Origin of the sequence: Nocardia sp. NPDC049190 (assembly GCF_040648115.1) — a bacterium.
Classification (GTDB): Bacteria; Actinomycetota; Actinomycetes; order Mycobacteriales; family Mycobacteriaceae; genus Nocardia.
The window spans coordinates 81481-105364 of sequence record NZ_JBEZDE010000026.1 but is presented as its reverse complement, the minus strand read 5'-3'; the positions used below and the strand labels follow the sequence as shown (position 1 = coordinate 105364).

The following is a 23884-nucleotide window of genomic DNA, read 5'->3' as shown; positions in this document are numbered from 1 at the left end:
CCACCCGACCAGACTGACCGATGCCCTGACCGACACACCGCAACCTGTCGGCGTGTCGGTGACAACAGGGCAAAGGCTCCCGGGCGCGGCACTAGGCAGGACTGTGCGCAGCCGTGAACTCCGATCCGCGAGTGTCGATCATCGTGATTTCAAACCGGGTACCGAGGGAAGCGGAGGGCCGCTCCGCGGCGTTGTCCGAAAGCATGACACTCGGAGTAGCCCTCGCCGCACAGAATCCCACCAAATAGGTCGACGAGATCGTGCGGCAAGCCCGACTCGTCGCGGAAGCCGGCCTGCGATCGGTGTGGTTCGGGCAGCGCATGGACTACGACTCACCGACGCCGGCCGCCATCGTCGGACGGGAGGTGCCCGAGCTGCAGGTCGGCACTCCGGCGATCCCGGTGATAGGACGTCACCCGCTCTTGGTTTCGTCGCCGGCGCAGACCGCGCAGGCGGCGACGCACGGTCGGTGCCACCTCGGCATCGCTGTCGGATCCACCCTTGCTGCAAGCGCTTTCGGCGTGCCCTTCGACCGGTCGATCACCCGTCTGCGCGAATTTCTCACCGGGCTGCGGGAACTGCTGGCGACCGGGACCGCCGATGTTCACGGGGACCTGCTCACCCCCACGCCACCGTTGCCAACTGCGGTGGCCGGGGCGCAACCGCAGGTTCCGGTCCTGGTCGCCGCCATCGGCCCGCAGGCCCTGCGGGTGGCCGGCGACCTGGCCGACGGCACGCTACCGTATCTGGCCGGCCCGAAGACCCTGCGCGATCACGTCGTCCCGGTGATCACCCGGGCTGCCGCGACCGCTGCGCGCATCATCGCCTTCGAACCAGGCGTGGTCACCTCGGATATCGAGGCCACCCGCGCCAAGGCGGTCGAACAGCTGGCGTTCTACGAACAGGTGCCGTCCTATCGCCGCGTCATCGAACTCGAGGGGGCGGCGCGGGCCGCGGACCTTGCAATCATCGGCGATGAAGAGACCGTCGCGGCCGAATCGAGCGCTACTACGATGCGGGGGCCACTGAGGTCGTGCTCACCACGACCGACCTGGCGGGTGAATCCGATCAGCGCCGGACCTGGAACCTGCTCGGTGAGCTCGCCACACAGCGGCTGGCGCGCTGTATATGTTATTCCGAGGCCGTCGATGCCAGCAGAGCTGGCAGCCACCACGGCCATGGGCGACGTCGGCCAGTCCTCCGGCCATGATCACTGCTGGATGCGGGCTGTCGTGGACGATTCGTCTGTCCTCGGCCACGACAGCCCATAATCGCCCTCCGAGGGTCAGTGAGTGTCGTTCCAGAACTGGGCGCCGGCGGCGATCAGTGCCGGGATCCCGAGGAGGATGGTTCCGACGACGGCGCCCATAGCGGCCAGCGCGGCACCGGTGATCAGGCAGCCACCGATCGCGGCGGGGATGGCGAGAAGCCCGATGGTCACCACGCCACCGGCGGCGCCACCGACGACGCCACCGGCCACACAGCCGATGCCCGCACCGATGGCGCTGCCGAGCAGACTGCCGACGGTGACGGCCGCCATCATCGACATGCTGAAGTTCCCCAGCGCCGCGTTGAGGTTCGGGTGCGACAGCGCGTCGATCTCTTGCGCTGTGGCCGGGCTGACCGGCTGCGCGGCAGCCGGGTCGGTGCTCGGGGTGAGTGTGACGGTGTCACCGTCGAGCTGGGCGACGATCGGCATCGCGTTACCGCCGCGGATGTAGGTCAGTGGCAGTGACGCGACCACCGCGTCGTGCCGGTCGATGAACCGCAGGTGGTTGTCATCGACGGCTAGGGATCCGGCGTCCATGGTGACCACAACCGAGCGGTCGATCGCATTGGCCTGGAAATGGATATCTGGGCTTTCCTGAGCCGGATCGGCTCCGGCATATCCCGCCGTGATGCCCAAAGCAGAAATGACCATTGCCGCGACCGCGGCGCTCTTACGGAAAATCATTGTGGTCGTCACTCCCAATCGAGATGTCGGCAACGCGAATCGGCTGCCACGATCACCAGTCGGGCGCGCTACCACGAAAGTTCCCTTGAACGTGCAGGGGTGCTGTCGTCAAACCATAACCCGGCCGGTCTATTTCGGACTGCGGTAGGCCCGTCGTAGCCGGACTTGTTCGAAATCGGTTGTGCTGACCACTGCTTCGTGGGCGGGTCGGTGGGAGTAGGCCCACGCGGTTTCGGATTCCAGGTGAGCCGGGTGTGATGTCCAAGGGCGACGCCGTCGATGAGGGTTTCCTGCTTGCGCTGCTTGTGCCACACCTCGTAATCGGTGTAGCGGGTTTCGTCCGGATTGAGCGGACCGCGCTCTACGACCAGGCGACTACCGAGCGGTGCTTGTTGCGATTGCGGTCGTAGACCGACGGGTACGGAATCCCCTCCGTGGTGAGGCGTTGCGCGACAGCGAGTACCGCTATGCTCGGCGCGTGTTCGGCTGGAACAGTGATCTCCGACGACATTTCGGTGAATCTCGACGGCAGCGTGAAGAGGCTGGATGTCGGATCGGCGAATTTCGGCGTCACGATGCCGCTTGACAACCGTGCTCAGCGACTTGGAGGGGCATCACGTTTCGGTGATCGGGGTTGCGGAATCACATTGCGGCTCGAGCGGTGACGGCGTAGCGGCTGGTGATGGCTACTCGATTGAAGGCGTTCATCACGATGGTCAACCAGGCGACCGCCGAGATCTGGTGCTGGGTGAGTTCGGTTGCCGCGGTGGCGTAGTGGTCATCGCTGACGTGGTCGTTCGAGACGAGGGTGATCGCCTCGGCCAATTGCAGGGCGGCTCGCTCGGGCGCAGTGAAATAGCCGGTTTCGGCCCACGCCGGCAGGACCGCGAGCCGATCGGGGCTCTCACCCTTCTGCAGGGCGTCGCGGGTATGCATACGTAGGCAGAACGCACATCCATTGATCTGGGAGGTGCGGATCTTCACCAACTCGACCAGGAGTGGGTCGAGTCCCGCTGCTGCCGCGCTCTGCTGGGCGGCCTCCGACAACGCCAGCAATGCCTGGTAGCTGGCCGGATCCTGCGTGCCGATGTTCACACGCTCCTGCATGACTTCTCCTGTCGTTGGATACCTGTCCAACCTATCTCGGACTAAATGAATCTGCAATATCCGAGATAGGATGTGGTCATGAAGCTGCCCGTAAGCACCGAATGGCTACTGCACTGCGCGAGCTCGCTGGCCCAGTTGGAACCAGGAGGCACCGCGTCGGCGGCGCAGCTCGCACAGTATTTCGACCTACCGGCGGCCTACCTCGCCAAGCAACTGCAGGCGCTGGTGCGGGCCGGTGTGCTGGTTGCGACGACGGGTCCACGCGGCGGATTCCGGCTGGCCCGGCCCGCCGCCGAGATCACTCTGCTGCAGATCGTCGAAGCGGTGGACGGCGCGTCATCTCCATACGAGTGCCGTGAGATCCGTCAACAGGGCGGTGGTGCGGTGCCCGCCGAGATGTGCCGGACCCCTTGCATTCTCGCGGTGAAGATGGCCGAAGCGCATGAAGCCTGGCGGCGCAGCCTGGCCGCGACCACCCTCGCCGACATTATCGCCGCTCTGCCCGATTCGATCCCGGTGCGTACCCGGCTGCGACTATCGGGACAGCCATAGCCCAGACATTCATCATCGGAATGACCGTACCGTGATCCGGTCGTATGCTTTTACGAAGGTGACTCGGGCTGATGAACGGGGCGGGCGGGATAACGATGGTCGCTATTCGCAGTGCCCGGGGGGCATCCGCCGCAGCAGTGGACCGGGCGTTCCGGGCGCTTTCGCCCCGCTCCCCCGATACACAAATGCTTGTCGGTGCGGTCCTCCACGCGGAGGGTCGACCTCCAGTCTTGAGCGAGCTTCGGGACCACATTGCCGCCCGATTACCCCTACTTCCTGCCCTGACTTCGTATCTGCCCCTGGGGGCCACCCGGTGGGCAGTCTCCTGTTACCCGGATCTCGAAGTACACGTGGCAGAGCGTGCGGCGACCGGTGAGCAGGAAAACTTGGAAAGTGTCGTCGCTGAACTCACCAGGACCGAATTGCCCGACGACGCCCCGCATTGGCGACTGTGGCTGCTCCATGGCTATGCCCCACGGCAGTATGCCCTGCTGTATCTGGCTCACCACTACCTGCAGGACGCCGGAGGCATCCTGTACACAATGGAGTCGTTGTTCGGCCCGGAAATCCCCGCCGAGGCATCCTCGGCGGTGTATCACGGCTCCACCCGGCGTCGCCCGACGGCGGTGGACTATGGGCGTTGTTTCCTGATGTCCGTCCGCAACGTTCGGCAGGCGAGAAAGTGGAATGTGCAGCACTGCCGGACAACGCCGCACCGCACACTCCACTGGAGCCGTGTACCCATCGACGCGCTCGGATCGATCGCCGCGACTTTCGGCGGAACCCGCAACGATGTTTACATCGCGGCCATGGCCCACAGCCTGGCGCATTGGCTGGGTATTATGAGCGATCTTCCCGATCCACCCGACCTGGCTTTCGCGGTGCCGGCCAATATCCGCCGGCCGGAGGAGGTGGATCTGCCGGGCAATCGAACCGCGCTTACCCACATCAGACTGCCCGCGACGTCTCTCGATCCGGCGCAACGGATAGCCGGCACGATCCGCGCGACCATGCCATTGAAATCTCCGTATGTCCGAGCAGCGCTACGCGCTGGCGTCGACTACGTGCCGATGTGGCTTGCGCGTGCCACCGTGAACACGATCGCAGGTCGTCGACGTGGCCCGGTAGGCGTGTCACAAATCACTCTTCGTCATCGCCTGGCCTTCAGGGGCAGCCCCTTCACCGCCGTATACCCGGTGATGTGCGCACCTGCAGGGACTCCGCTCGCGGTTTTCTCGTTCACCTATGAGGGCTATGCCACGGTATGTTTCAGGGCGGACATCGGATTTCCCGGCCTCGACGGAATTCACCACACGTGGCGGGAAACAATCCGAACCTGGAGCATGAGCGCGCTGCTCGGAAGCTGACTACGCGATGGCCGGCGGCCATCTGGTCTCCAGCGCGCGCGAACCGGCCGCCCCGCCGACTACTCCGGCTCACCGGCCCGGTGCGGTTTGTGCCGGTTGCGAACGCTGCTGCTTCGGCGCCGCTCCAGAATGCGTCCATCACTTCGATCTCGGCGTTGCCTGCGTGATCGCGAAGCTGACAGCATCGGAGATCTGCCGGAGATCGGCGGTGTGAAAGCAGCCCTCGAGCGACCAGCGGGTCGCAACCGCACGAATGAGTTCGTCGTCGTTGGTGCCCGTTGGGTGCCCCTTGGCTCCAGCACCCAACTGCGGTTCAGTCCAGGCCTCGATCTCCTCAAACCGTTATCGGGCAATAGTTTTCGCACCGATCCGGCCGAGGCGGCAATGGCGAACCGGTAGTCTGGGTCTCGCCCGGCGGTCAGCAAAGGTCGATATGTCTTCTGTTGCAGTTACTGGTTCGACCGGTTTTCTCGGTCTTCACCTCGTTCGTGAGTTACTCGTTCGCAATCATGATCTCGTCGCTCTGGTCCGCGATCCTGGGGCGTTGGATCGTATCGCGAGGTTTCTCGAACTCGTGGGCGAGCCGCCTCAGCTATTGGATGCACTGCCCCGGCGAATCCGCATTGTCGAATCGGACGTGTCGTTGCCGATGCTCGGGCTGTCCCACGCGGCCTTCCAGCGGCTGGCCGACGAAGTGGACGTCGTCTGGCACAGCGCCGCCAGCACCGAACTGCACGACGACCTGGAGTCGCTGCGGCCGATCAACGTGGACGGAACTCGCCACATCCTCGAGTTGGTATCGGCCGGGCACCGCAGGCCGCTGCTGTGTCATGTCAGTACCGCTTTCGTAGCGGGAGCCCGTCGAGAGGGGGTGGTGTACGAGTCGGAACTGGACGGTTCGGCAGGGTTCGAGAACGCCTACGAGGAGACCAAATTCGAGGCGGAAACCCTGGTACGGGACTGGTCTCGCCGGCACGACCGGGCTGTGGTCGTGGCGCGTCCCAGTGTCTTGGTGACCGACCGCCCGCCGCATGTGGATCTGCCACCGCATACGTTGTTGTCCCTCGGACAGATCATCCGGGATGCTGTCACCCGCCTGTGCGGGACATCGCGGACTGTGGCGCGCGTGGTCGCGCATCCGCAAGGGCACCTGAACTTCCTCCCGGTGGAACTCGCCGCGCAGACCTTGGCCCGGCTGACCGAAGCGAAGCACCGCCGTCAGGTGGCGACGTACCACGTCGTGCACGGACACGACGTCTCGGTGCGAGTGTTGATGGACCTCATGGAAACCCTGGCTCCGTTGCGGATGACGATGGAATCCGACGTACCTGCCGAACGGACCGCACTGGAAGCATTCCTCGACAGGTCGCCCACCGCGGCAATGCTGAAGCATCACCGCAGGTACGACGACACCCGGACAATGTCACTACTCGGCCCACCCGCGTCACCGGTCCGCATCGACCTCGACTACCTCTCAGCGGGTATCGATACCGCTCTGGTAGCTCCGCGGGTTCCGGCCTCAGAGATTTGAGCTGAATATGGCAAACGCCGCCTACGACTTGCTCACCGCTGAAGCGAGAAACGATCCCTATCCTGTGCTGGGCCGGCTGCGGAACGATCGGCCGGTAACCTTCAGCGAACAGCTGCAAGCCTGGATCGTCACCAGCTATACCGACCTCCGCTGCGGGCTTGCCGCCCCGGCGGTCTCCGCAGACCGGATCAGCCCGCGCTTGGCCCAATTTCCCAAAAGCGAACGCAACCGGTTCGTTCCGCTGTATGAGATATTGAGTCGATGGCCATTGATGCTCGATCACGGTGAGCATGCTCGATTGCGGACGCCGATTGCGCGAGCGATGACACCGGCGACTGTGGCGGGCTTCCGCGAACTGATCCGTGATACAGCCCGGTCGATGCTGTGCGAGGGAGTCGAACGCGGCGGCATGGACATCATCGCGGAACTGGCCTTGCCGCTGCCATTGTCGGTGACATCGCGGATCCTCGGCGTTCCCGACGACGCCATAAACTTGCTGAAGCGCTGCGCTGTGGACATCGTCGACTTCTTCGGTGCGGATCCACCGGCCTATCTGCCCCGCGCGGCGGCCGCGATGGAAGCCGTCCTACTGACGAGCGACCTGCTACGTCCGATTGTGCGCGCCCGGCGCGAGACACCGCGGCACGATCTGCTGAGCACCCTCGCGGGCGATCCGGCGCTGAGCGATGACGATATCGTCGCGATCTGCCTGATGATGGTTTTCGCTGGATTCGAGACCACGAGCAATCTGATCGGCAACGGGATCCTGCTGCTGCTCCAACACCCGGAACAGCACGCCGCGGTGCTTCAGGATCGCGGGCTGATCCGCGGCGCCGTCAAGGAAGCGCTCCGCTACGAAAGCCCCGTACAACGAATCTCGCGCCTGACGACCGGCCCGATCACCCTGCGCGGCACACGAATCGAACAGGGTAACCTCGTCTACTTCCACGCGGGCGCAGCCAATCGCGACCCTGCGGTCTTCCCGCACCCGGATCGGTTCGACATCGGGCGCGGCAGCGACCGACACCTCGCGTTCGGCTATTCGGTACACACCTGCCCCGGTTCGACGCTGGCCCAGGCCGAAGCCGAGATCGTGCTCGACGAGTTGTGCCGCGTCGCGCCCACGGTCCGGCTCGCCGATGAGCCGATTCGATGGCGGATGAACCTGTCTGTTCGCTCGCTCGAATCACTGCCGGTGACCTTCGTTTGATCCGCGGCTGCCCGGCCGGGGGCCGCCGGTCGGCGACCGTCACAGGCCCAACTGTCGGGCCATCGTGGGGTCACAGCGTTCTCCGGCGACGGCAGTCGCCGCAACCGCGGCCGAGAGGTCGCCCAGTTCGGATTCCGACAGGGCAAGATCCGCCGCGAACACATTCTCCTCCAGATACTTTCGACGCTTGGTACCGGGAATCGCGACTACATCCATACCACGGTGATGTACCCATGCCAGCGCCAGCTGTGCTGCGGTCACACCGTGGCGATCAGCGAGCCTTTGCAACCGGGCAACGATCGGCAGGTTGCGTTCCAAGTTCCCATCGGCAAACCGCGGTTGCGTGACCCTGCGGAAGTCCAGTGGCTCGAAATCCGCTGCCGCAGTGAAACGTCCGGTAAAGAACCCCCGACCGAGAGGAGAGGCCGCCACCAGAGTCACGCCGAGTTCCCGGCACGTTCCCAAGACACCGTCCTCTTCCAGGTCGCGGGTCCACAGCGACCATTCGCATTGGACAGCCGCGAGTGGATGCACTGCGTGCGCTCGCCGGATCGTCGCGGCACCCGCTTCGGAGAGCCCCAGCTCCCGGACCTTGCCCGCGGCGACCAGTTCGGCCATCGCCGCGACGGTTTCCTCGATCGGAACCGCCGGATCGACGCGATGCTGGTAGTACAGGTCGATATGGTCCACGCCGAGACGTCGCAGTGACTCCTCGCACGCGCGCCGCACATAACGGGCATCGCCACGCACGGCTCTGCTATATCCATCCGTGGCGCGGACCAAGCCGAACTTGGTGGCGATCACCGCCTCGTCACGACGGTTCGCGAGTGCGTGCCCGATCAGCTTCTCGTTCCCACCCCGGCCGTAGATATCGGCTGTGTCGAAGAGTGTGACACCCAGGTCCAGAGCCCGATGGATGGCGGCGGTGGACTCGACATCGTCTGTCGGACCGTAGAATTCGCTCATTCCGGCACACCCGAGACCTTGCGCTCCCACAGTCAGACCGCCGACTCTGCGTTTCTGCACCGAAGACCTCCTCTGCGTTCCGTCATGTCATCATCGCCAGACCACTTTGCCGCGCATCAGGAAATCCGCCAGATATCCATCCGGTGGAACGCCCGCCTCCATAGCGCATGTCGGGTGGCTGCCGATATGGACGTTGCCGATCGACGGCTCGGCGACCAGCCGGTCGATCAGTTCCTCGTCATCGGTCACCGCGGTCAGCACGAGCGCGTCCCGCAGCGGTCCCGGCCCGTCGGTCCGCGACCACGGGGCGACCCACACGCAGGGGAAGGGCAGCTCGACACCGATTTCCGCAGCCCTTGGCCGGTCCACTTGCACCACTGCCGGCCGCAGTACAGCACTGCCGTCGCCCAGCTCATCCACGACTCCGTCGCTTCCCAGCCACATCCGAGCGTCCTGAACGTGACGCAGCAGGTACTGCTCGATGACCCGTGCACTCGCCAGTGAACGCACGGGAAGCGCTGCCCGGTCGTCCTGCGGGGGCAAGCTCGGCAACTCGGCCAGCCGCGCGGCCAGGGCCTCGGCGAGCGGTCCCGGATCACCGTCGACCAACACGGTTGTCGCATTCACACAGGTGGTGCCACCGTCGTGGGCCACCGAGTGCACGACCATGTCCAGATGGTCACGCCAGTCGTCACCGGCGAGCAGGACCTTCGATCTCCCGGCGCCGTGCGTGGCCACGCTACGGTCGGTCGCGTACCGACCGGCCAGATCCGCTCCGTACACCACCGCCAAGTCCGCGCCGTGGATCAGTGCATCGACGCCCTCGGAGTCCGTCGGCACCAAACTCACCTGATCCGCCCCGAAGCCGGCCGTGCGCAGCGCGGCAACCAGACGGTGCGGGGTGAACGGTTCCTGCGGGGAGGGCCGCACCGCGACGCGATATCCGAGCGCCACCGCCTCCAGCCACTGCGATTGCACGGCGGGGTGATTACCCGCCGCGCTGACGGCGAGTACATCACCGCGCCGAACCCAGGTGACGTGGCGAACTCCGAGTTCGGAACCGGTGCGAGCGCCGTGGTCCGACGCCGCGCGCGGACAGGCATCCCGCACCGCACGTTCGACATGTTCCGCGCAGGTCTGTATCCAGTGCGTCGCGCGGCGCACCGCGGCGATCGGCACACCACTGACCCGGCAGGTCAGCCACTGATAGTCGGCAGGCGACAGCCCACACAGCGTGCTCGTCGCGAACAGGTGACCTGCCCGCGCCAGCATGGCGATGCGCTCCTGAGTCGGCGGCACCGACGCTTGTCGCAGAGCGGACAGCGCGCGACTCACGAACACCTGCGGCGCCAGGCTCAGCTCGGCAACCGAACTCCCGGTGACATCGTCGACGCGTTGGCGGGTTACGGCACGGAACGCACCGCGCGGGCCGAGCACGTCGAGCTGCGCGACGTCCGGCATCAGTACACGCCTTCGATGACCGTCGTCCCGGCGAAGGCAGTCATCGATGTGATGTCAGCGACCGAGTCACCGAGCCGCCCCGGCGGCGGCTCGACCCGGACAGCGAGATCGCGCTCGAAGTTGTTGGGCAGCAACATCGCTCGGCTGACGTGGTGCACGATCACCTGCCCGCGCTCGCCGTACGCGACGGGCAGCCGGGTCTGCGGATCGACGACCTCGAGGGTGATGTGCGGAGAGAAGGTGTCGTAGACGCACCGACTATCGTCGGCCGGACCGGGGCGCTCGATCGTCGTGCCCAGCATCGTGACGTTGCCGTAGTAGCCATACAGTTCGATGTCGGGGAAGACGTCGGCGCGCAGGAACCGGCGGGTATCCGGATCCATTCGCGCTCCCCCCCACACGATCAACTGGACCTTGGCGTTGATCAGCTCGACCAGTTCGTCGTCCCGGCACAGCCGCTCCAGCAAGGGAGGAGTGCACACCAGAACTCCGATGTCCTGGCTGTGCAGGACGTGCGCGCTCTGCGCTATGAGGTGGTCGACGTAGCGGTCGGTGACGGCGGACTCACCCGCACCGATCATCTTCTTCACCCAGCGAGGATCCATATTGATACAGAAACGGACGCCTCCCCGGCGCCGGACCAGTTCGGCGGTCCAGTCGCCGAACAGTTGCGGCCCGCTCGGGACCAGGGTCAGCCAGTTGACACCGTACGGATGGTTGCGGGCGTCCATGTCCCGCATCGCCCAGTCGATGACGCGGTCCATCCAGTCGGCCAGGAACACCAGGCGTTTGGGGCTGCCTGTCGTGCCGCCACTTTCATAGACACCGAATACCGTCGCGTTGCGGCCGTACCCCCGTGGAATCAGGTCCTGGACCGGCACCGTGCGTAGTTCGTCGACAACGTTGGGAAACCGCCGGAGATCGGCAAAGGTCCGGACATCGTGTACCGGATCGAAATCGAGCGCCGCGGCGCGGGCGAGCCAGAAGTTCGACCCGGTGTCCGGGGAGAAATGCCAGCGCATGGCCGCAGCCAGGAAATCCTCGGTGTCGGGTGTTTCGCCGATGGCGGGTTCCAGAACCGGGTACGGGAAGCCTCGCATGCGGATTCCTTTCGATCCCAAGTGGTTTCGTCTCGATGCACGATACGATCATGCCTCGAAGCGCAATGCGAACACTTTCTCGCGAATGACGACCCGCCTGTAATGTCAAGGCCCACAAAGGAAGTGTGCTGTGAACTCTAGCGATGAGTCAATCGTAGCTCCAGATCGTGGGCATCGGGGAAACGGTGGGTTCGGTGTCGCCGCCGACGACCGGCGCCTCGTCGAACTCGTTCGCGAGGCAGCTGCCCGAGCACACGGAAACCTTGCGGCCGAGGCCATCGCGACCGACCGGGCGTTCTGGGACTCGGGTCTCGGATCGATCGCCGGCGTACAGCTGGCCAACCTTCTGTCCGACGCGCTCGACGTGCCCATCGAAGCAAGTGTCGTCTTCGAGTACCCGACCCCGCGGGCGCTCGCCGAATATCTCGGGAGTGTCCTGACCGTCACCGCGCACGCCCCGACGCGACCGACCGTGGCCGCACCGGATCGCGTCCCGTCCGACGAGCCACTCGCCATCGTCGGGATGAGTTGCCGGCTGCCCGGCGCAGTGGCGTCCGCCGACGATCTGTGGCGGCTGGTCGTCGAGGAACGCTCGGCCCTGTCCCCGTTCCCTGGCAACCGGGGCTGGGACCTGGGCAGCCTCTTCGATCCGGACCCGGATCGCCCGGGCACCTGCTACGTGCGCCACGGCGGGTTCCTCGACGATGCCGACCGCTTCGACGCGGCGTTCTTCGGCATCTCGCCCCGCGAGGCACTGGCGATGGACCCACAGCAGCGACTGGTGCTGGAAACGACGTGGGAAGCGATCGAACACGCCCGGATCGACCCGACCAGCCTGCGTGCGACACAGACCGGCGTGTACCTCGGTATGACCACCCACGGGTACGAGAGCCTGCCGCAGGAGCCCGGCCAGGACGGCGCGTACCTGGGCGCCGCCGACTCGTTCGCGGTCACCTCGGGACGCGTGGCGTATGCCCTCGGATTCGAGGGCCCCGCGTTGACAGTGGACACCGCCTGCTCGTCCTCCCTGGTGGCACTGCACTTGGCGGGTCAGGCGCTGCGCGCGGGTGACTGTTCGTTGGCCGTGGCCGGCGGCGTGTCGGTGATCTGCACTCCGACGCCCTTCGTGCAGTTCAGCAAACAACGTGCCCTGGCGCCCGACGCCAGGTGCAAGGCGTTCGCCGCGGCGGCCGACGGAACCGCTTGGGGCGAAGGGGTAGCGGTACTGCTGGTAGAACGACTGGCCGATGCCCACAGGAACGGCCATCGGGTGCTTGCGGTCATCCGCGGATCGGCGATCAACCAGGACGGCCGCAGCAATGGTCTGACCGCACCGCACGGCCCCGCACAGCGCCGGGTGATTCAGCGGGCACTGGCTGACGCCGGCCTGGGGCCGCACGATGTCGACATGGTCGAGGCCCACGGCACCGGTACCCAACTGGGCGACCCGATCGAAGCTCGGGCGCTGATGGCGACCTACGGTCGCGCGCGCCCGCCCGACCGGCCGTTGTGGCTGGGCTCGGTGAAATCGAACCTCACCCACACTCTGGCCGCGGCCGGGATCGCCGGTGTCATCAAGGTTGTGCAGGCGATGCGCCACGGCGTGCTGCCGAGAACGCTGCACGTCGACCGACCGGCGGAGTTGGACTGGCCCGCCGGCGGGGTGTCGCTGCTGACCGAGTCGCGGCCGTGGCCATGCGTCGAACGCCCTCGCCGCGCCGGGGTGTCCTCGTTCGGAATCAGTGGGACGAATGCACACGTGATCCTGGAAGAGGATTCCACGCCCGATGGCCCGCTCTGCTCCGGACCGAGTCCGGCACCCGAGCCCGGCACCGTGCCGTGGGTGGTATCCGGCCGCAGCGGTCCCGCATTGCGCGCACAGGCAGCCCGGCTCGCTGACCACCTGCGCTCCCACCCGGATCTCCGGGTGGTCGATATCGCTTATGCACTGGCCACCACCCGCACGGCGTTCACACACCGCGCCGTTGTGCTCGCGGACGACCGGGACGATTACCTCGGTGGTCTCGACGCGATTGCGGCGGGTCGCGAGCAGTCGGGCGTAGTTCAGGGAACGGCGACACCGGACCCCAAGATCGCGTTCATGTTCACCGGCCAAGGGGCACAGCGTGTGGGCATGGGACGCGAACTGTACGACCACTCCCCCGTTTTCGCGGATGCGCTGGACACGGCCTGCGCCCATCTGGACCCGCTGCTGGACCGGCCGCTGCTGGAAGTCCTGTTCGCCGAATCGGGGTCCGCGGACGCCGAGCTCCTCGATCGGACCGAGTTCGCCCAACCGGCGCTGTTCGCATGTGAACTGGCACTCGTACGCCTGCTCGAGGTGGCTGGAGTTCGGCCGGACATGCTGTTCGGCCACTCGGTCGGCGAACTCGTCGCCGCACATGTCGCGGGCGTGTTGTCGTTGACGGACGCGTGCACGCTGGTCGCCGCGCGGGGCCGGCTGATGCAGGAGATGCCTTCCGGCGGAGCGATGCTGGCGGTTGGGGTCGGCGAACGCGAAGCCGCCGAGGCACTGGCGGTGCACCATCTCGACCTGGCCATCGGGGCGGTCAACGGGTCGGAGTCCGTCGTGCTGTCGGGCGATGCCACTTCCATAGCCGACCAGGCCGCCTACTGGGAGTCGTCGGGGCGCCGGACCCGGCTACTGCGGGTCGGCCGCGCCTTCCACTCACCGCACATGGACGGCATGCTCGAACGGTTTCGACGGGTGGCCGAGAGTGTCACATTCGCCGCACCGCAGATCCCGATCATCTCAGGTGTCACCGGCGCTCCCCTCACGGCAGCGCAGGCATGCTCGCCGGAGTACTGGGTCCGGCAGGCTCGGGACACAGTTCGCTGCTACGACGCGCTGCTCCGGATGGACACCGACGGCGTCACCGGGTACCTGGAGGTCGGCCCGGACGGAGTGCTCACCGCACTGGCCCTCGATTGCCTGCCCGAGGCCCAGCAACTCGGCCCGGTCCTGTGTCCTGGTCGGCCCGAGGCCCGCACCGCGGCAACAGCTCTGGCCAGAGCCCACGTGCACGGAGTGCCCCTACACCAGGAAACCCTCTTCGCCGCACTGCGACCGAGAAAGGTCGACCTGCCGACTTACGCTTTCCAACGGCAACGCTACTGGCCCGCAGGCCGGGCTATCCCACGGATGGGCAGTGACGACCACCCGTGGCTTTCCACACCCGTCGAGCTTGCCGGCACCGCCGGGCATATCTTGGCCGGCCGGCTTTCCCGCCGCAACGACTCGTGGCTCGACGACCACACCATCCGAGGCAATCCGGTTCTCCCGGGAACAGCTCTGATGGAGTTGGCGTTGCATGCCGGCGGCCGCCTCGGCTGCAATCGGCTCGACGAGCTGATTCTGCAGGAACCGCTGCTGCTGCCCGACGACACCGATATTCGGCTCCAGATCTCGGTGGGGGCGCCGGGGGGCGACGGTGACCGACCGTTGACCATCTACGCGCGGCCGGAAACAGCAGTCGATGCCGCCGAGCCCCAGCCATGGATTCGGCATGCGACCGGAGTCCTGCGCTCCGACCACGAGCCACCTGCCGGCGAGGTGCAGTGGCTTCCGCCCGACGCGGTCCCGCTCCCCTTGGACGACCTGTATCAGCAACTCGCCGCGCGGGGAATGGTCTACGGTCCCGCATTCCGTGGCCTGCGAGCCGCGTGGCGTTCGAATGCCGACATCTACGTCGAAGCAAGTCTGCCCGAAGGGGTATCCGTCGACGGGTTCGGCATCCACCCTGCTCTCCTCGACACCCTCCTGCACGCCACCCTCGACACATTCCTGCACGCCACCCTATCCGCGGTACCGACCGGATTGTGGCTGCCGTTCGTGTGGAGTGGCGTCACTCTGGGCGCCCTGCGTCCCGGCACGCTTCGGGCCCGGATCCGGGTCGAAGGTCCCGATGCGAACGATTCGATGAAGTTGTCGCTCAACGTGACCGACGAGACCGGCCGGCCGGTCATCGACGTTGCCTCGCTCATGTTGCGGCCCGTACGGATGTCCGAGGCCGCATCGGGCCAGGCTTCAGAGGTCGGCGCCGGTATGAAGCACCGGCTGTCGACCGCGCGGTCCACGGCGGAGGCCCTGTTCCGGCTCGACTGGGTTCCTGCCCCGGCACCGGACGCATCACCGCGTTCCGCGAAACGCGGTATCGCTGTGCTGGGCACCGACCGGATCGGCGTGACCAGCGCTCTCGAATCGAGCGGGTACTCGGTCCTGACCGCGCCCGACTGGAACACCTTCGCCCGCACCGTGGGACCTGGCGCACCGGCACCGGAGGTGGTTCTGATTCCCTGCACCAGCCCGGACGGGGACGGTACAAGCGTGATCCAGGCGGGACACGCCGAGACCGCTCGCGTCCTGGATCTACTTCGCGCGTGGCTCGCTGATGAGCGCTTCGCCGACTCGCGCCTGGCGGTGGTCACCCGCGAAGCGGTAGCGGTCACCGCGGGCGATCACGTCGCTGACCTCGCCTGCGCGCCGATCTGGGGGCTGGTCCGTGTCGCACAGACCGAGAACCCCGATCGGATCCTGTTGCTGGACGTAGACCTGGGCGCGGGTCTGCCGGCGGCTCTGAACGCGGCGGTCGCCTCTGGACAGACGCAGTCGGCTTCGCGGTCCGGCACCGTATACGTGCCGCGGCTGGCGCGCGCGAACACCGGAACCACGGAACTCGAGCCGCCTACCGACAGCTCATCGTGGCACCTGCACCTCGAGGAGTCGGGCGATCTCGACCGGATGACTCTCGTATCCCGCCCTCTCGCACCGTTGCCGCCGGGGCAAGTACGGATCGCCGTACGCGCGGCGGGTGTCAACTTCCGCGATGTGCTGGTCGCTTTGGATATCTACCCAGGCGTGTCGAGTATGGGGCGGGAGGCTGCGGGAGTGGTGACCGAGGTGGGTGCGGACGTCACCGCCTTCGCTGTCGGCGATCGGGTGATGGGCGTGTTCGACGACGCCTTCGCGACCCATGCCGACGCCGATCACCGCTGCCTGGTCCACATCCCGACCGATTGGTCGTTCGCCCAGGCAGCCGGATTCCCCATTGCGTTCCTCACTGCACATCACGCCTTGGTCGATCTGGGACATCTCACACGGGGCGAGTCGATCCTGATCCATTCGGCCGCCGGGGGTGTCGGTATGGCGGCCGTGCAGTTGGCCCGTCATCTCGGAGCCGAAGTATTCGCTACCGCGAGCCCAGGCAAGTGGGTGGCGCTACGCCGCCAGGGCCTCGACGATCGGCATATTGCGTCCTCGCGCACGCTCGACTTCGAAGAACTCTTCCGGCGGGCAACGGACGAACGCGGAGTCGACGTCGTGCTCAACGCCTTGTCCAGGGAGTTCACCGACGCCTCGCTGCGCCTGCTGCCACGAGGCGGGCGATTCCTGGAAATGGGCAAGACCGACCTCCGTGACCCCGACACGGTCACCGGGGAGCACCCTGGCGTCACCTACCGGCCGTTCGACCTCGCCGATCTCGAACTCGACCGGGTTGCCGACCTGTTCCGGGCACTACAGGCACTGATCGATGAAGGGGCCATCGGCCCACTGCCGGTCCGCGCTTGGGACATTCGGCGGGCCGGAGATGCACTCCGCTACGTAAGCAATGCGCGACATACCGGCAAAGTCGTACTCACCGTGCCGGTTCAGCCGGATCCGGAACGCGCTGTTCTCATCACCGGGGGCACCGGCACCCTCGGCGCCCAGATCGCACGGCACCTGGTAACCCGACACGGTGCGCGGCGCTTGGTGTTGGCCGGTCGTCATGCGCCGACCGCCGAGTCGGTCGCGGAACTCACGACCGAACTGGCCGCGCTGGGAGCCGATGTTCGCATCGTGGCCTGCGATGTCTCGGTGCGCGAAGAGGTTGCCGCACTGCTGACCTCGATTCCCTTCCTGGGATCTGTCGTGCACGCGGCTGGCATCGTGGCTGACGGCACTCTCGAATCTGTCGACACCGACCGGCTGGACCGTGTCCTGCGCCCGAAACTGGACGGCGCTGTTCATCTGCACGAACTGACCCGCGATCTGGATTTGGCCGAGTTCGTGCTGTTCTCCTCGGCCGCAGGCGTCTTCGGCAATGCCGGCCAAGCGAATTACGCTGCGGCCAACACATTTCTGGATGCCCTGGCCTACCACCGCGGGGCCGCAGGGTTGCCTGCCTGCACCGTCGCATGGGGCCTGTGGGCTGCACCCTCGCCGATCAGCCGCGGTCTGGATCCAAGCGGCCACCGGCGCGTCGCCCGTGGCGGAATGGTCCCGCTGTCGACCGCCGATGGCGTCGAGATCTTCGACGCGGCCCGCTTCAGCACACGAGCGATGACGATCGCGGCACGCTGGGATTTGTCGGCCCTGCGCGCTTCCGGAGTCGAACAACCGCCGATACTCCGCGACCTCGTTCCCAGGCGCGAAGGCAAGGTCGGTGCTACCACCGAACCGGCCCGACACGACAAGGGTTCGTGGACCGACAAGCTCGTCGGAGTCACCGAACCGGAGCGCGACCGTCTCGTACTCGAGCTGGTTCTCACGCAGGCAGCCGACGTCCTCGGCTACTCCGACAGCCACTCGATCGCCGCAGGCGAGACTTTCCAGGACCTCGGATTCGACTCACTCACCACCGTGGAGTTGCGCAACCGGGTGAATCGACTGACCGGCCTGAACCTGCGCACCGAGGCGCTCTTCGATAATCCCGATCCCACCGCCCTCGCACGCCGTGTAAGCAAAGAACTCCTACGACGCCCGGCTGCCGATTCCCCCCAGTAGGGCGGCCGCTGACCAGCCGACACGAACACATTTCCAGGTTTTGCCATCATTGCCGAAAGGAATTCAACAGCATGTCGAGCTGGTTGAGCGATGAGCTACGCAGTGTCCTCCAAAAAGATCTCGCCCTCGGTGTGGAGAACATCGGTCCCGACGATCGTTTGATCGAAGATCTCGGCATGGATTCGGTGGCATTCGCGATTGCGCTGGTCGCCATCGAGGAACACACGGGACCGCAGGTGACCGGACAACAACTGATGGAGTGCCGCACGATAGGCGAAGTCGATGCTTTGATTCGGGTCGCGCTCGCGGGCGGTCCGGACATGTCGGCGGATGCGTAACAGTCTCCGCTCGGACGAGGGGAGCACATCTCTCATGCCTGCCGAAATCGAATTGAGCAGCCTCGACAGCCACCACTTGCGCCTGGATGTTCCCGCACATCCGATGAATTGGGTTCTTGTGCTCGAATTGTCCCCCGACGGCGAGCCCGTCCGGATCGAGGATGTGCGGGCGCGCATCGCACAGCGGTTCGGCGAAAGCGATCTGTACCGATTGGTGCTGCCGACACATCCACGACGCAAACCCCGTTTCACTCTCGCAACGTCGATAGACCCGACCGAGCATGCGAAGGAGTATCACGTCGCGGACCGATTCGGAATGCTGCGGCAGGTGGAAGAACTCATGGGTAGCCGAATGCGACGTGATGTTCCGCCTTGGGACTTCACGCTTGTCCACCAGCAGGACACCACATCTCAGGCCTTGCTGTTGCGTGTGCATCATGGGCTGTCGGATGGGCTCGGCGCACCCGGCTTCGTCGCAATGGTCAGCGATACCGCCTCCGGAAGCACCGCGGAGTACCAGCGCTTTGTCAGCACACCGCGATTCGATGTCGGTCCGGTCGGTGTGGTCGCGGCAGTGGCGGCCGGGGCGCGGAGTTCTCGACTGCTCAGGCGTCAAGGTTGGCGCCCGAAACACCTACGCCCCGACGGGGACCGGGCCGTGCGTCGGGTAGCCGAGATCGCCGTACCCACCGAGACGGTGCGGCAGAACCGACTGAAGCTAGGCGCCTCGACACAAGAGTATGTATATGCCGCGGCCGGACTCGCCTTCGCGCGGGCTTTCCCGGAACATGCCGATCGCCCGCTCCGCATAATGTTTCCGGTATCGCTGGACCAGACGCTGGCACACACGGGGAATGCCGCGTCACTGGCGATCCTCGAACTATCCGACGCAGCGGATTCATTGTCGAAGCAAGTCCACAGCATCCGGACTGCACTGCTCAGCTCGGATCCGTCGCGCCAGGCCATCGACGCCCCCAAGACCTCACACGGATTGAGCTACCTGCCGTGGCGCGCCCAGGTGTTGATGACCCAGCTGATGGCAGCTGACAGCTGGGACCTGGCGGTAGGTGTCAATCCTGCTTTCAGTCCGGACAACCGGCTGCTGGGGCGAGAAGTGACGAATGTCGTCGGCTTCCACCCGATGCTGGGTCGTGAACTCGCGGTGACCGCGCTGATCCTGCGCGATCAGGTCACGATCGGGATGATGGCGGACCCCGCCGCGTTGCCCGATGTCGGGCTGTTCGCCGAGCACCTGCGGGAACTCATCGCGGGGCAGGTGTGACGTGGGCACGGCGCTGACCAGAGAGCCCGATCTCCCCCAGGTCGCAAACTGGCGGTGGGACTTCGAGGCATTTCTGATTCGGTTCCCGTCGGACAGTCCGGCGTGTTTGGTTTGCATCGGACAACCATAGGAGGCCCCTGGTGCCGAACAACGCGGTGATGAACGGTAGCTCGGTCGAGAATTTCTGTGCCGCAGTCGAGGCCGTGCTCGATGACGGATTTCGAGAGATGGCGGCGGAAGCGGAGCGACAGGGCGTTTTTCCACGAGAAGTTCTTGCCCGACTCGGCGCTGCCGGGGTCTTCACCGATAAGTGGGCGGGAGGGTATCGGTTTCAACTCGCCAAACTCGTCGGACTGTACACCGCACTCGGTGCGGAATGCTCGGGCGGCGTCGGCGTAGGAGTGAGTCTGCACGATTCAGCGCTCGCGATACTTCACCGATTTGCCAGTTCGGATCATCTCCGCTCGCTCTGCGCCGATGCGACGGCAGGCACTGCGGTGCTCTGCATCGGCGCATCAGAGCAGACGGGCGGCTCGGACCTGCAAGCTGTACGGACGACCGCCGTCCGCGACGGTAGCGGATATGTGTTGACCGGGGCGAAAGCGTTCGTATCGCTGTCCAGCGTCGCGGACTTCGCGCTGGTGCTCGCGCAATGCGTAGAGAACGGCAGCGACCATCGGCCGGGGAACCTCGGTTTGTTCGCACTGCCCCTCACGTCAGCGTCGGTGGGTGAACCGTACGACAAGTTGGGGGCGAACTCATTGGACACGGCCCCGATCGAGTTCGACACATGGTTGCCCGCTGAGGCGCTGTTGGGTCGTCCTGGCATCGGATTGGCCGCGATAACATGGGGATTGACACACGAGCGCCTGTCGATCGCGGCGCAGGTGTCGGGTGCATGCGACCGCGTTCTCGGCCTCACTGTTGCGCGGATGATGCGACGTGAGCAGTTCGGCAAACCCCTGTTCGGCCATCAGGCATTGCGCCTGCGGGTGGCAGATCTGCACGCCAAGGTCGCGATGCTGCGACTGGCGTTGCAGGGGATGGCGGCGTCGGAGCAGATCGACGTGCGAACGGCTGCCGGCTTGAAAGTCACCGCTGCGCGGCTGGGTCAAGAAGTCGTCGGGGAATGCCTCCATATCTTCGGTGGCGCCGGATATCTGACGGCGGAAACTCCGCTTGCCAGATGGTGGCAGGACATGCAATTGTCCCGGATCGGCAGCGGCACCGACGAAGTGTTATGGGAAGTAGTCGCCGCCGGGATGAAGCCGGATTTCAATGAATACGATGCGCTGTTCGGTGAGCCTGAGCCCAGGAAGGAGTAGCGACCCTGGGGATGGCCGAATACACCAGTGGGACTGGAGCAAAAGAGCGCCGGCGCCGGGCTCACGCTTCTCACCTCACTGTCCCCGGAGAAGAGGCGAACCACCGCAAGCTCAGACCGCCGGCCGGGGCTTGTGATTGACGATCATGTCGTATTCGGCGAGCAATGCCGCGCGGATGCGCCGCTTACCGTGTACCCCACGGGGCGGCGGCGGATGTCCTCGACTGCCTCGGCCACCGCGATCCGGCGGACCTCTCTCGTGGGTGTCGGGCGCCAATGATGGAACAGGTAGGTCGACTGGTTCGAACCGGACCATTTCGCCGGCCCAGGGTTGTGCACGCCTCCGCGACAACTACCTTCTCCACCTCGGTCGTCAGTCCAGCAGCTCCCCCTCCCAGTTAGCGCGTTGGATTTGCACGTCGAGTTCGCGCAGCTCCCGGGCAAGCTCATCGGCCTGCCCGCGGAAATCGGCGACCGGCAAAGCGGATAACATCCTCAGCCCGGGCCGCAACTGGCGCGCGTACTCGTTCTTACCTGCCGCCGCGTCTGCCGCGTCGGCGACCACGGAGTGACGCAGGCGCAACGCATCCCGGCGGGCCGACGCGTCGGTCGGGTTTCGTCCGAGCCGATCTGCGCGCCGGCGTTGGTGCGATTGATGAGCCGGATCAGCATCTCGTATTCACCGAATACTTCGCCGGCCTCGGCAAGCAGGGCCGCCGCGTCCTCGGCAGGCTCCTCGCCCTCCTGAAAGCGGGCGCTATTCACGATGCGAACGCGCAGTTGCTCGATCCGACGCGCAGAATCCGCGCGCAGCGACAACACCTCGGCCAGCTTCACGTCCCCACCTCCGATGTCGACTGTGCAGGCTCATCGTATGCGGGATGAAAACACCAGCGGCGCAGTGGCGCTCGACAAGTGAGTAACCTGGCACAATCGCCAGGCGACGCTCGGGCGCCTACGGCGGCGGGCTCGGCCTCGCCCGCACGAACGCAAGAGAGGCCTTGGCGGGGTATACCGATCAGGGGATCATCTGTGGGACTTTCGGTTCGGCGTGCAGCCGGAGAATGTCCTGGCTGGGTGGTGAACCGAACTGGCGGCGGTACTCCCGGCTGAACTGCGACGGGCTGTCGTACCCAACGGCGTAGCCGACACCGGCCACGTCGGCGGAGCGGGTGGCCAGCAGCAATCTGGCCTCCTGCAATCGGATCTGTTTCTGGAACCGGATAGGGGTCATCGCGGTGACGGCTTGAAAGTTGCGGTGGAACGCCGAGACGCTCAGGCCGGACATCCGCGCCAGGTCCTGCACCTGGAATGTCTGCCGATAGTTGTCCCGAATCCAGTGCACGGTGCGGGAGATATGGGCGAGGCTACTGTCGGCCGCGCCCAGCTGTCGCACGGTGCGGCCCTGCTCGCCGGTGATCAACCGCCACAGGATCTCCTGGATGACAAGCGGCGCGAGCACCGTGACGTCCCGTGGCCGGTCCAGCAGCCGCACCAGCCTGACGATGGCGTCGACCAATTCCGCCGACGCGTCGCTGACTGCTATAGCGGACACGGCGCCCCCGGCTCGGGGGATGTCGCCCGGACCGGCTTGCAGAAGCAACTGTGCGATCGTGGCCGGTCGTAACTCGAGCCCGAAACCGATGGCCGGCTCCGCCTCGGTGGCATCGATGAAGTGGCCGGTGACGGGCAGGTCGACCGAGGTGACGAGGTACTGCCCGGCTCGGTACTCGTAGACGCGATCGCCCAGCGCGAGACGTTTGGCGCCTTGGGCGATCAGCGCCATCATCGTCCCGCTCATCGACGCCGAGGGCAGGTTCGGCGCGACGACCTTCGAGATCATCACGCCGTCGATGGCGGTGGTCATGTCCGGTCGTGCGTGCCGGTTCAGCAACGTCCGCAGCTCCTCGAGTCGCATATTCGAAGTGAACCACGTTGCAGCCGCCCTACTGCTCTTCAAAGCAGGATTGTGCAAGAGTCCGCGACCATCGTTCTATGGTTTCCGCAGGTGAACGCGTTCAAATGGAATCTGTCCGAATACCTCGGAGCACTTGAAAGCTTCACAAAACTCATAGACAGGTGGACAGCCATGCGGATCGCAATCGTCACCGGCGCCAGTTCTGGGATCGGTCAGGCCGCGGCCGTGCAGATCGCTGAGCGCGACACGGGCGTCGTCGTGACGTTCAACAACAATCGTCCCGGTGCGCTCGAGACCGTTGCGCTCATCGAGAAAGGCGGTGGGCAGGCGGTGGCGCTCCCGCTGGACGTCAGCCGCACCGAGACGTTCCCCGTCTTCCGGGACGACGTCGCCCAGGTGCTGAAGGACAAGTGGCAGCGGGAGACCTTCGACATCCTGATCAACAACGCGGGCATCGGCGAGGCGATGCCGTTCGAGGACACCTCCGAGGAGATGTTCGATCGGTTGATGCGGATACACCTCAAAGGTCCGTACTTTCTCACCCAGACCCTGCTGCCGTTGCTGGCCGACGGTGGCGTGATCGTCAATACCACCAGCGGCGCAGCCTTGCCGACCAGCGTGGAGCCGGGCTATTCGGTCTACGGGTCGATGAAGGGTGGACTGCTGGTGCTGACCCGCTACATGGCTAAAGAACTGGCCAAGCGGGGCATCCGAGCGAACTCGATCGCCCCGGGAGCCACGCGGACGCGGCTGTCCGACAACGCTTTCGACCGATTCCCCGAAGTCATCCCGCCGCTCGTGGCCAACACTGCCCTCGGTCGGCTCGGCGAGCCCGAAGATGTAGGACTGGCCATCGCGGCGTTGGTGTCCGAGGAAGGCCGGTGGATCACCGCACAGGACATCGAGGTCTCGGGCGGTTTCGGTCTCTGATGCCGATCGGCCGGGTAGCCAGGAATCCGACCGGCGGGAATTCTCAGCGGCGCACCG

16 protein-coding genes and 3 pseudogenes are annotated in these 23884 nt (G+C 65.7%); 11 read left to right on the top strand and 8 right to left on the bottom strand.

The annotated features are described in order from the left end of the window. Window positions 1-257: 257 nt before the first annotated feature. A pseudogene (locus AB0B25_RS22180) lies at window positions 258-1105 on the top strand (TIGR03564 family F420-dependent LLM class oxidoreductase); the annotation flags it as partial. Between the two features lie 180 nt (window positions 1106-1285). Here AB0B25_RS22180 and AB0B25_RS22175 read toward each other — a convergent pair. From AB0B25_RS22175 to AB0B25_RS22165, 3 genes are all read right to left on the bottom strand, one after another. Then, entirely contained in the window at window positions 1286-1954 is a 669-nt protein-coding gene (locus AB0B25_RS22175) for a hypothetical protein (RefSeq protein WP_357182552.1), read from the bottom strand. 361 nt (window positions 1955-2315) lie between these two features. Next, complete coding sequence (locus AB0B25_RS22170) at window positions 2316-2528, bottom strand: hypothetical protein (protein ID WP_357182549.1); 213 nt, start codon at window positions 2526-2528, stop codon at window positions 2316-2318. Between the two features lie 68 nt (window positions 2529-2596). After that, window positions 2597-3061, bottom strand: coding sequence for a carboxymuconolactone decarboxylase family protein (locus tag AB0B25_RS22165; protein ID WP_357182546.1), 465 nt, complete (start codon window positions 3059-3061; stop codon window positions 2597-2599). A gap of 78 nt (window positions 3062-3139) precedes the next feature. Between AB0B25_RS22165 and AB0B25_RS22160 the strand changes: the two genes are divergently transcribed. The 5 genes and pseudogenes from AB0B25_RS22160 to AB0B25_RS22140 all read left to right on the top strand — a co-directional run bounded on the left by AB0B25_RS22160 (window position 3140) and on the right by AB0B25_RS22140 (window position 7721). Beyond that, window positions 3140-3613 (top strand): Rrf2 family transcriptional regulator, encoded by a 474-nt coding sequence (locus AB0B25_RS22160; protein ID WP_357182544.1) that lies wholly within the window; start codon window positions 3140-3142, stop codon window positions 3611-3613. 71 nt (window positions 3614-3684) lie between these two features. Beyond that, window positions 3685-4137: pseudogene (locus tag AB0B25_RS22155) on the top strand (wax ester/triacylglycerol synthase domain-containing protein); the annotation flags it as partial. Between the two features lie 27 nt (window positions 4138-4164). Further along, a complete protein-coding gene (locus AB0B25_RS22150; protein ID WP_357182562.1) occupies window positions 4165-4980 on the top strand; it encodes a hypothetical protein in 816 nt (271 codons plus the stop codon). Window positions 4981-5233: 253 nt separating this feature from the next. Then, window positions 5234-6511, top strand: coding sequence for an SDR family oxidoreductase (locus AB0B25_RS22145; protein WP_357182541.1), 1278 nt, complete (start codon window positions 5234-5236; stop codon window positions 6509-6511). A 7-nt stretch (window positions 6512-6518) separates the two neighbouring features. Then, the gene (locus tag AB0B25_RS22140) at window positions 6519-7721 is read left to right on the top strand and encodes a cytochrome P450 (RefSeq protein WP_357182538.1); all 1203 of its coding nucleotides are present in this window, start codon (window positions 6519-6521) and stop codon (window positions 7719-7721) included. Window positions 7722-7760: 39 nt separating this feature from the next. Here AB0B25_RS22140 and AB0B25_RS22135 read toward each other — a convergent pair whose 3' ends face one another. The 3 genes from AB0B25_RS22135 to AB0B25_RS22125 are packed head-to-tail and all read right to left on the bottom strand — an operon-like array spanning window position 7761 to window position 11248. Continuing rightward, entirely contained in the window at window positions 7761-8717 is a 957-nt protein-coding gene (locus AB0B25_RS22135) for an aldo/keto reductase (RefSeq protein WP_357182559.1), read from the bottom strand. 60 nt (window positions 8718-8777) lie between these two features. Next, complete coding sequence (locus AB0B25_RS22130; protein ID WP_357182535.1) at window positions 8778-10148, bottom strand: aldehyde dehydrogenase family protein; 1371 nt, start codon at window positions 10146-10148, stop codon at window positions 8778-8780. Further along, window positions 10148-11248: an AMP-binding protein gene (locus AB0B25_RS22125; RefSeq protein WP_357182532.1), complete on the bottom strand. Its 1101-nt coding sequence runs from the start codon at window positions 11246-11248 to the stop codon at window positions 10148-10150. Before AB0B25_RS22125 ends, AB0B25_RS22130 begins: the two co-directional genes overlap by 1 nt. Window positions 11249-11378: 130 nt before the next feature. Here AB0B25_RS22125 and AB0B25_RS22120 point away from each other — a divergent pair, with 130 nt between their 5' ends. The 4 genes from AB0B25_RS22120 to AB0B25_RS22105 all read left to right on the top strand — a co-directional run bounded on the left by AB0B25_RS22120 (window position 11379) and on the right by AB0B25_RS22105 (window position 20980). Continuing rightward, window positions 11379-18035, top strand: a complete 6657-nt coding sequence (locus AB0B25_RS22120) for an SDR family NAD(P)-dependent oxidoreductase (RefSeq protein WP_357182529.1) — start codon at window positions 11379-11381, stop codon at window positions 18033-18035. Window positions 18036-18106: 71 nt separating this feature from the next. Continuing rightward, the gene (locus tag AB0B25_RS22115; protein ID WP_357182526.1) at window positions 18107-18373 is read left to right on the top strand and encodes an acyl carrier protein; all 267 of its coding nucleotides are present in this window, start codon (window positions 18107-18109) and stop codon (window positions 18371-18373) included. A 34-nt stretch (window positions 18374-18407) separates the two neighbouring features. Further along, window positions 18408-19655 carry a wax ester/triacylglycerol synthase domain-containing protein gene (locus AB0B25_RS22110; RefSeq protein ID WP_357182523.1) on the top strand — a complete coding sequence of 416 codons (1248 nt, stop codon included), beginning with the start codon at window positions 18408-18410 and terminating at the stop codon, window positions 19653-19655. A gap of 140 nt (window positions 19656-19795) precedes the next feature. Beyond that, entirely contained in the window at window positions 19796-20980 is a 1185-nt protein-coding gene (locus tag AB0B25_RS22105) for an acyl-CoA dehydrogenase family protein (RefSeq protein ID WP_357182521.1), read from the top strand. Between the two features lie 372 nt (window positions 20981-21352). Here AB0B25_RS22105 and AB0B25_RS22100 read toward each other — a convergent pair. Further along, window positions 21353-21816: pseudogene (locus AB0B25_RS22100) on the bottom strand (DIP1984 family protein). 181 nt (window positions 21817-21997) lie between these two features. Beyond that, a complete protein-coding gene (locus AB0B25_RS22095) occupies window positions 21998-22897 on the bottom strand; it encodes an AraC family transcriptional regulator (RefSeq protein ID WP_357182518.1) in 900 nt (299 codons plus the stop codon). A 171-nt stretch (window positions 22898-23068) separates the two neighbouring features. On the opposite strand from AB0B25_RS22095, the gene AB0B25_RS22090 reads away from it, so the two are divergent. Continuing rightward, entirely contained in the window at window positions 23069-23827 is a 759-nt protein-coding gene (locus tag AB0B25_RS22090; RefSeq protein ID WP_357182515.1) for an SDR family oxidoreductase, read from the top strand. The last annotated feature ends 57 nt before the right edge of the window (window positions 23828-23884 follow it).

What these genes read in the sequence shown, in the direction of transcription:
- AB0B25_RS22175 (WP_357182552.1), bottom strand. Translation starts at nt 1,954, where the DNA reads ATGATTTTCCGTAAGAGCGCCGCGGTCGCGGCAATGGTCATTTCTGCT.
- AB0B25_RS22165 (WP_357182546.1), bottom strand. Translation starts at nt 3,061, where the DNA reads ATGCAGGAGCGTGTGAACATCGGCACGCAGGATCCGGCCAGCTACCAG.
- AB0B25_RS22160 (WP_357182544.1), top strand. Translation starts at nt 3,140, where the DNA reads ATGAAGCTGCCCGTAAGCACCGAATGGCTACTGCACTGCGCGAGCTCG.
- AB0B25_RS22145 (WP_357182541.1), top strand. Translation starts at nt 5,234, where the DNA reads ATGAGTTCGTCGTCGTTGGTGCCCGTTGGGTGCCCCTTGGCTCCAGCA.
- AB0B25_RS22140 (WP_357182538.1), top strand. Translation starts at nt 6,519, where the DNA reads ATGGCAAACGCCGCCTACGACTTGCTCACCGCTGAAGCGAGAAACGAT.
- AB0B25_RS22130 (WP_357182535.1), bottom strand. Translation starts at nt 10,148, where the DNA reads ATGCCGGACGTCGCGCAGCTCGACGTGCTCGGCCCGCGCGGTGCGTTC.
- AB0B25_RS22125 (WP_357182532.1), bottom strand. Translation starts at nt 11,248, where the DNA reads ATGCGAGGCTTCCCGTACCCGGTTCTGGAACCCGCCATCGGCGAAACA.
- AB0B25_RS22115 (WP_357182526.1), top strand. Translation starts at nt 18,107, where the DNA reads ATGTCGAGCTGGTTGAGCGATGAGCTACGCAGTGTCCTCCAAAAAGAT.
- AB0B25_RS22110 (WP_357182523.1), top strand. Translation starts at nt 18,408, where the DNA reads ATGCCTGCCGAAATCGAATTGAGCAGCCTCGACAGCCACCACTTGCGC.
- AB0B25_RS22095 (WP_357182518.1), bottom strand. Translation starts at nt 22,897, where the DNA reads ATGCGACTCGAGGAGCTGCGGACGTTGCTGAACCGGCACGCACGACCG.
- AB0B25_RS22090 (WP_357182515.1), top strand. Translation starts at nt 23,069, where the DNA reads ATGCGGATCGCAATCGTCACCGGCGCCAGTTCTGGGATCGGTCAGGCC.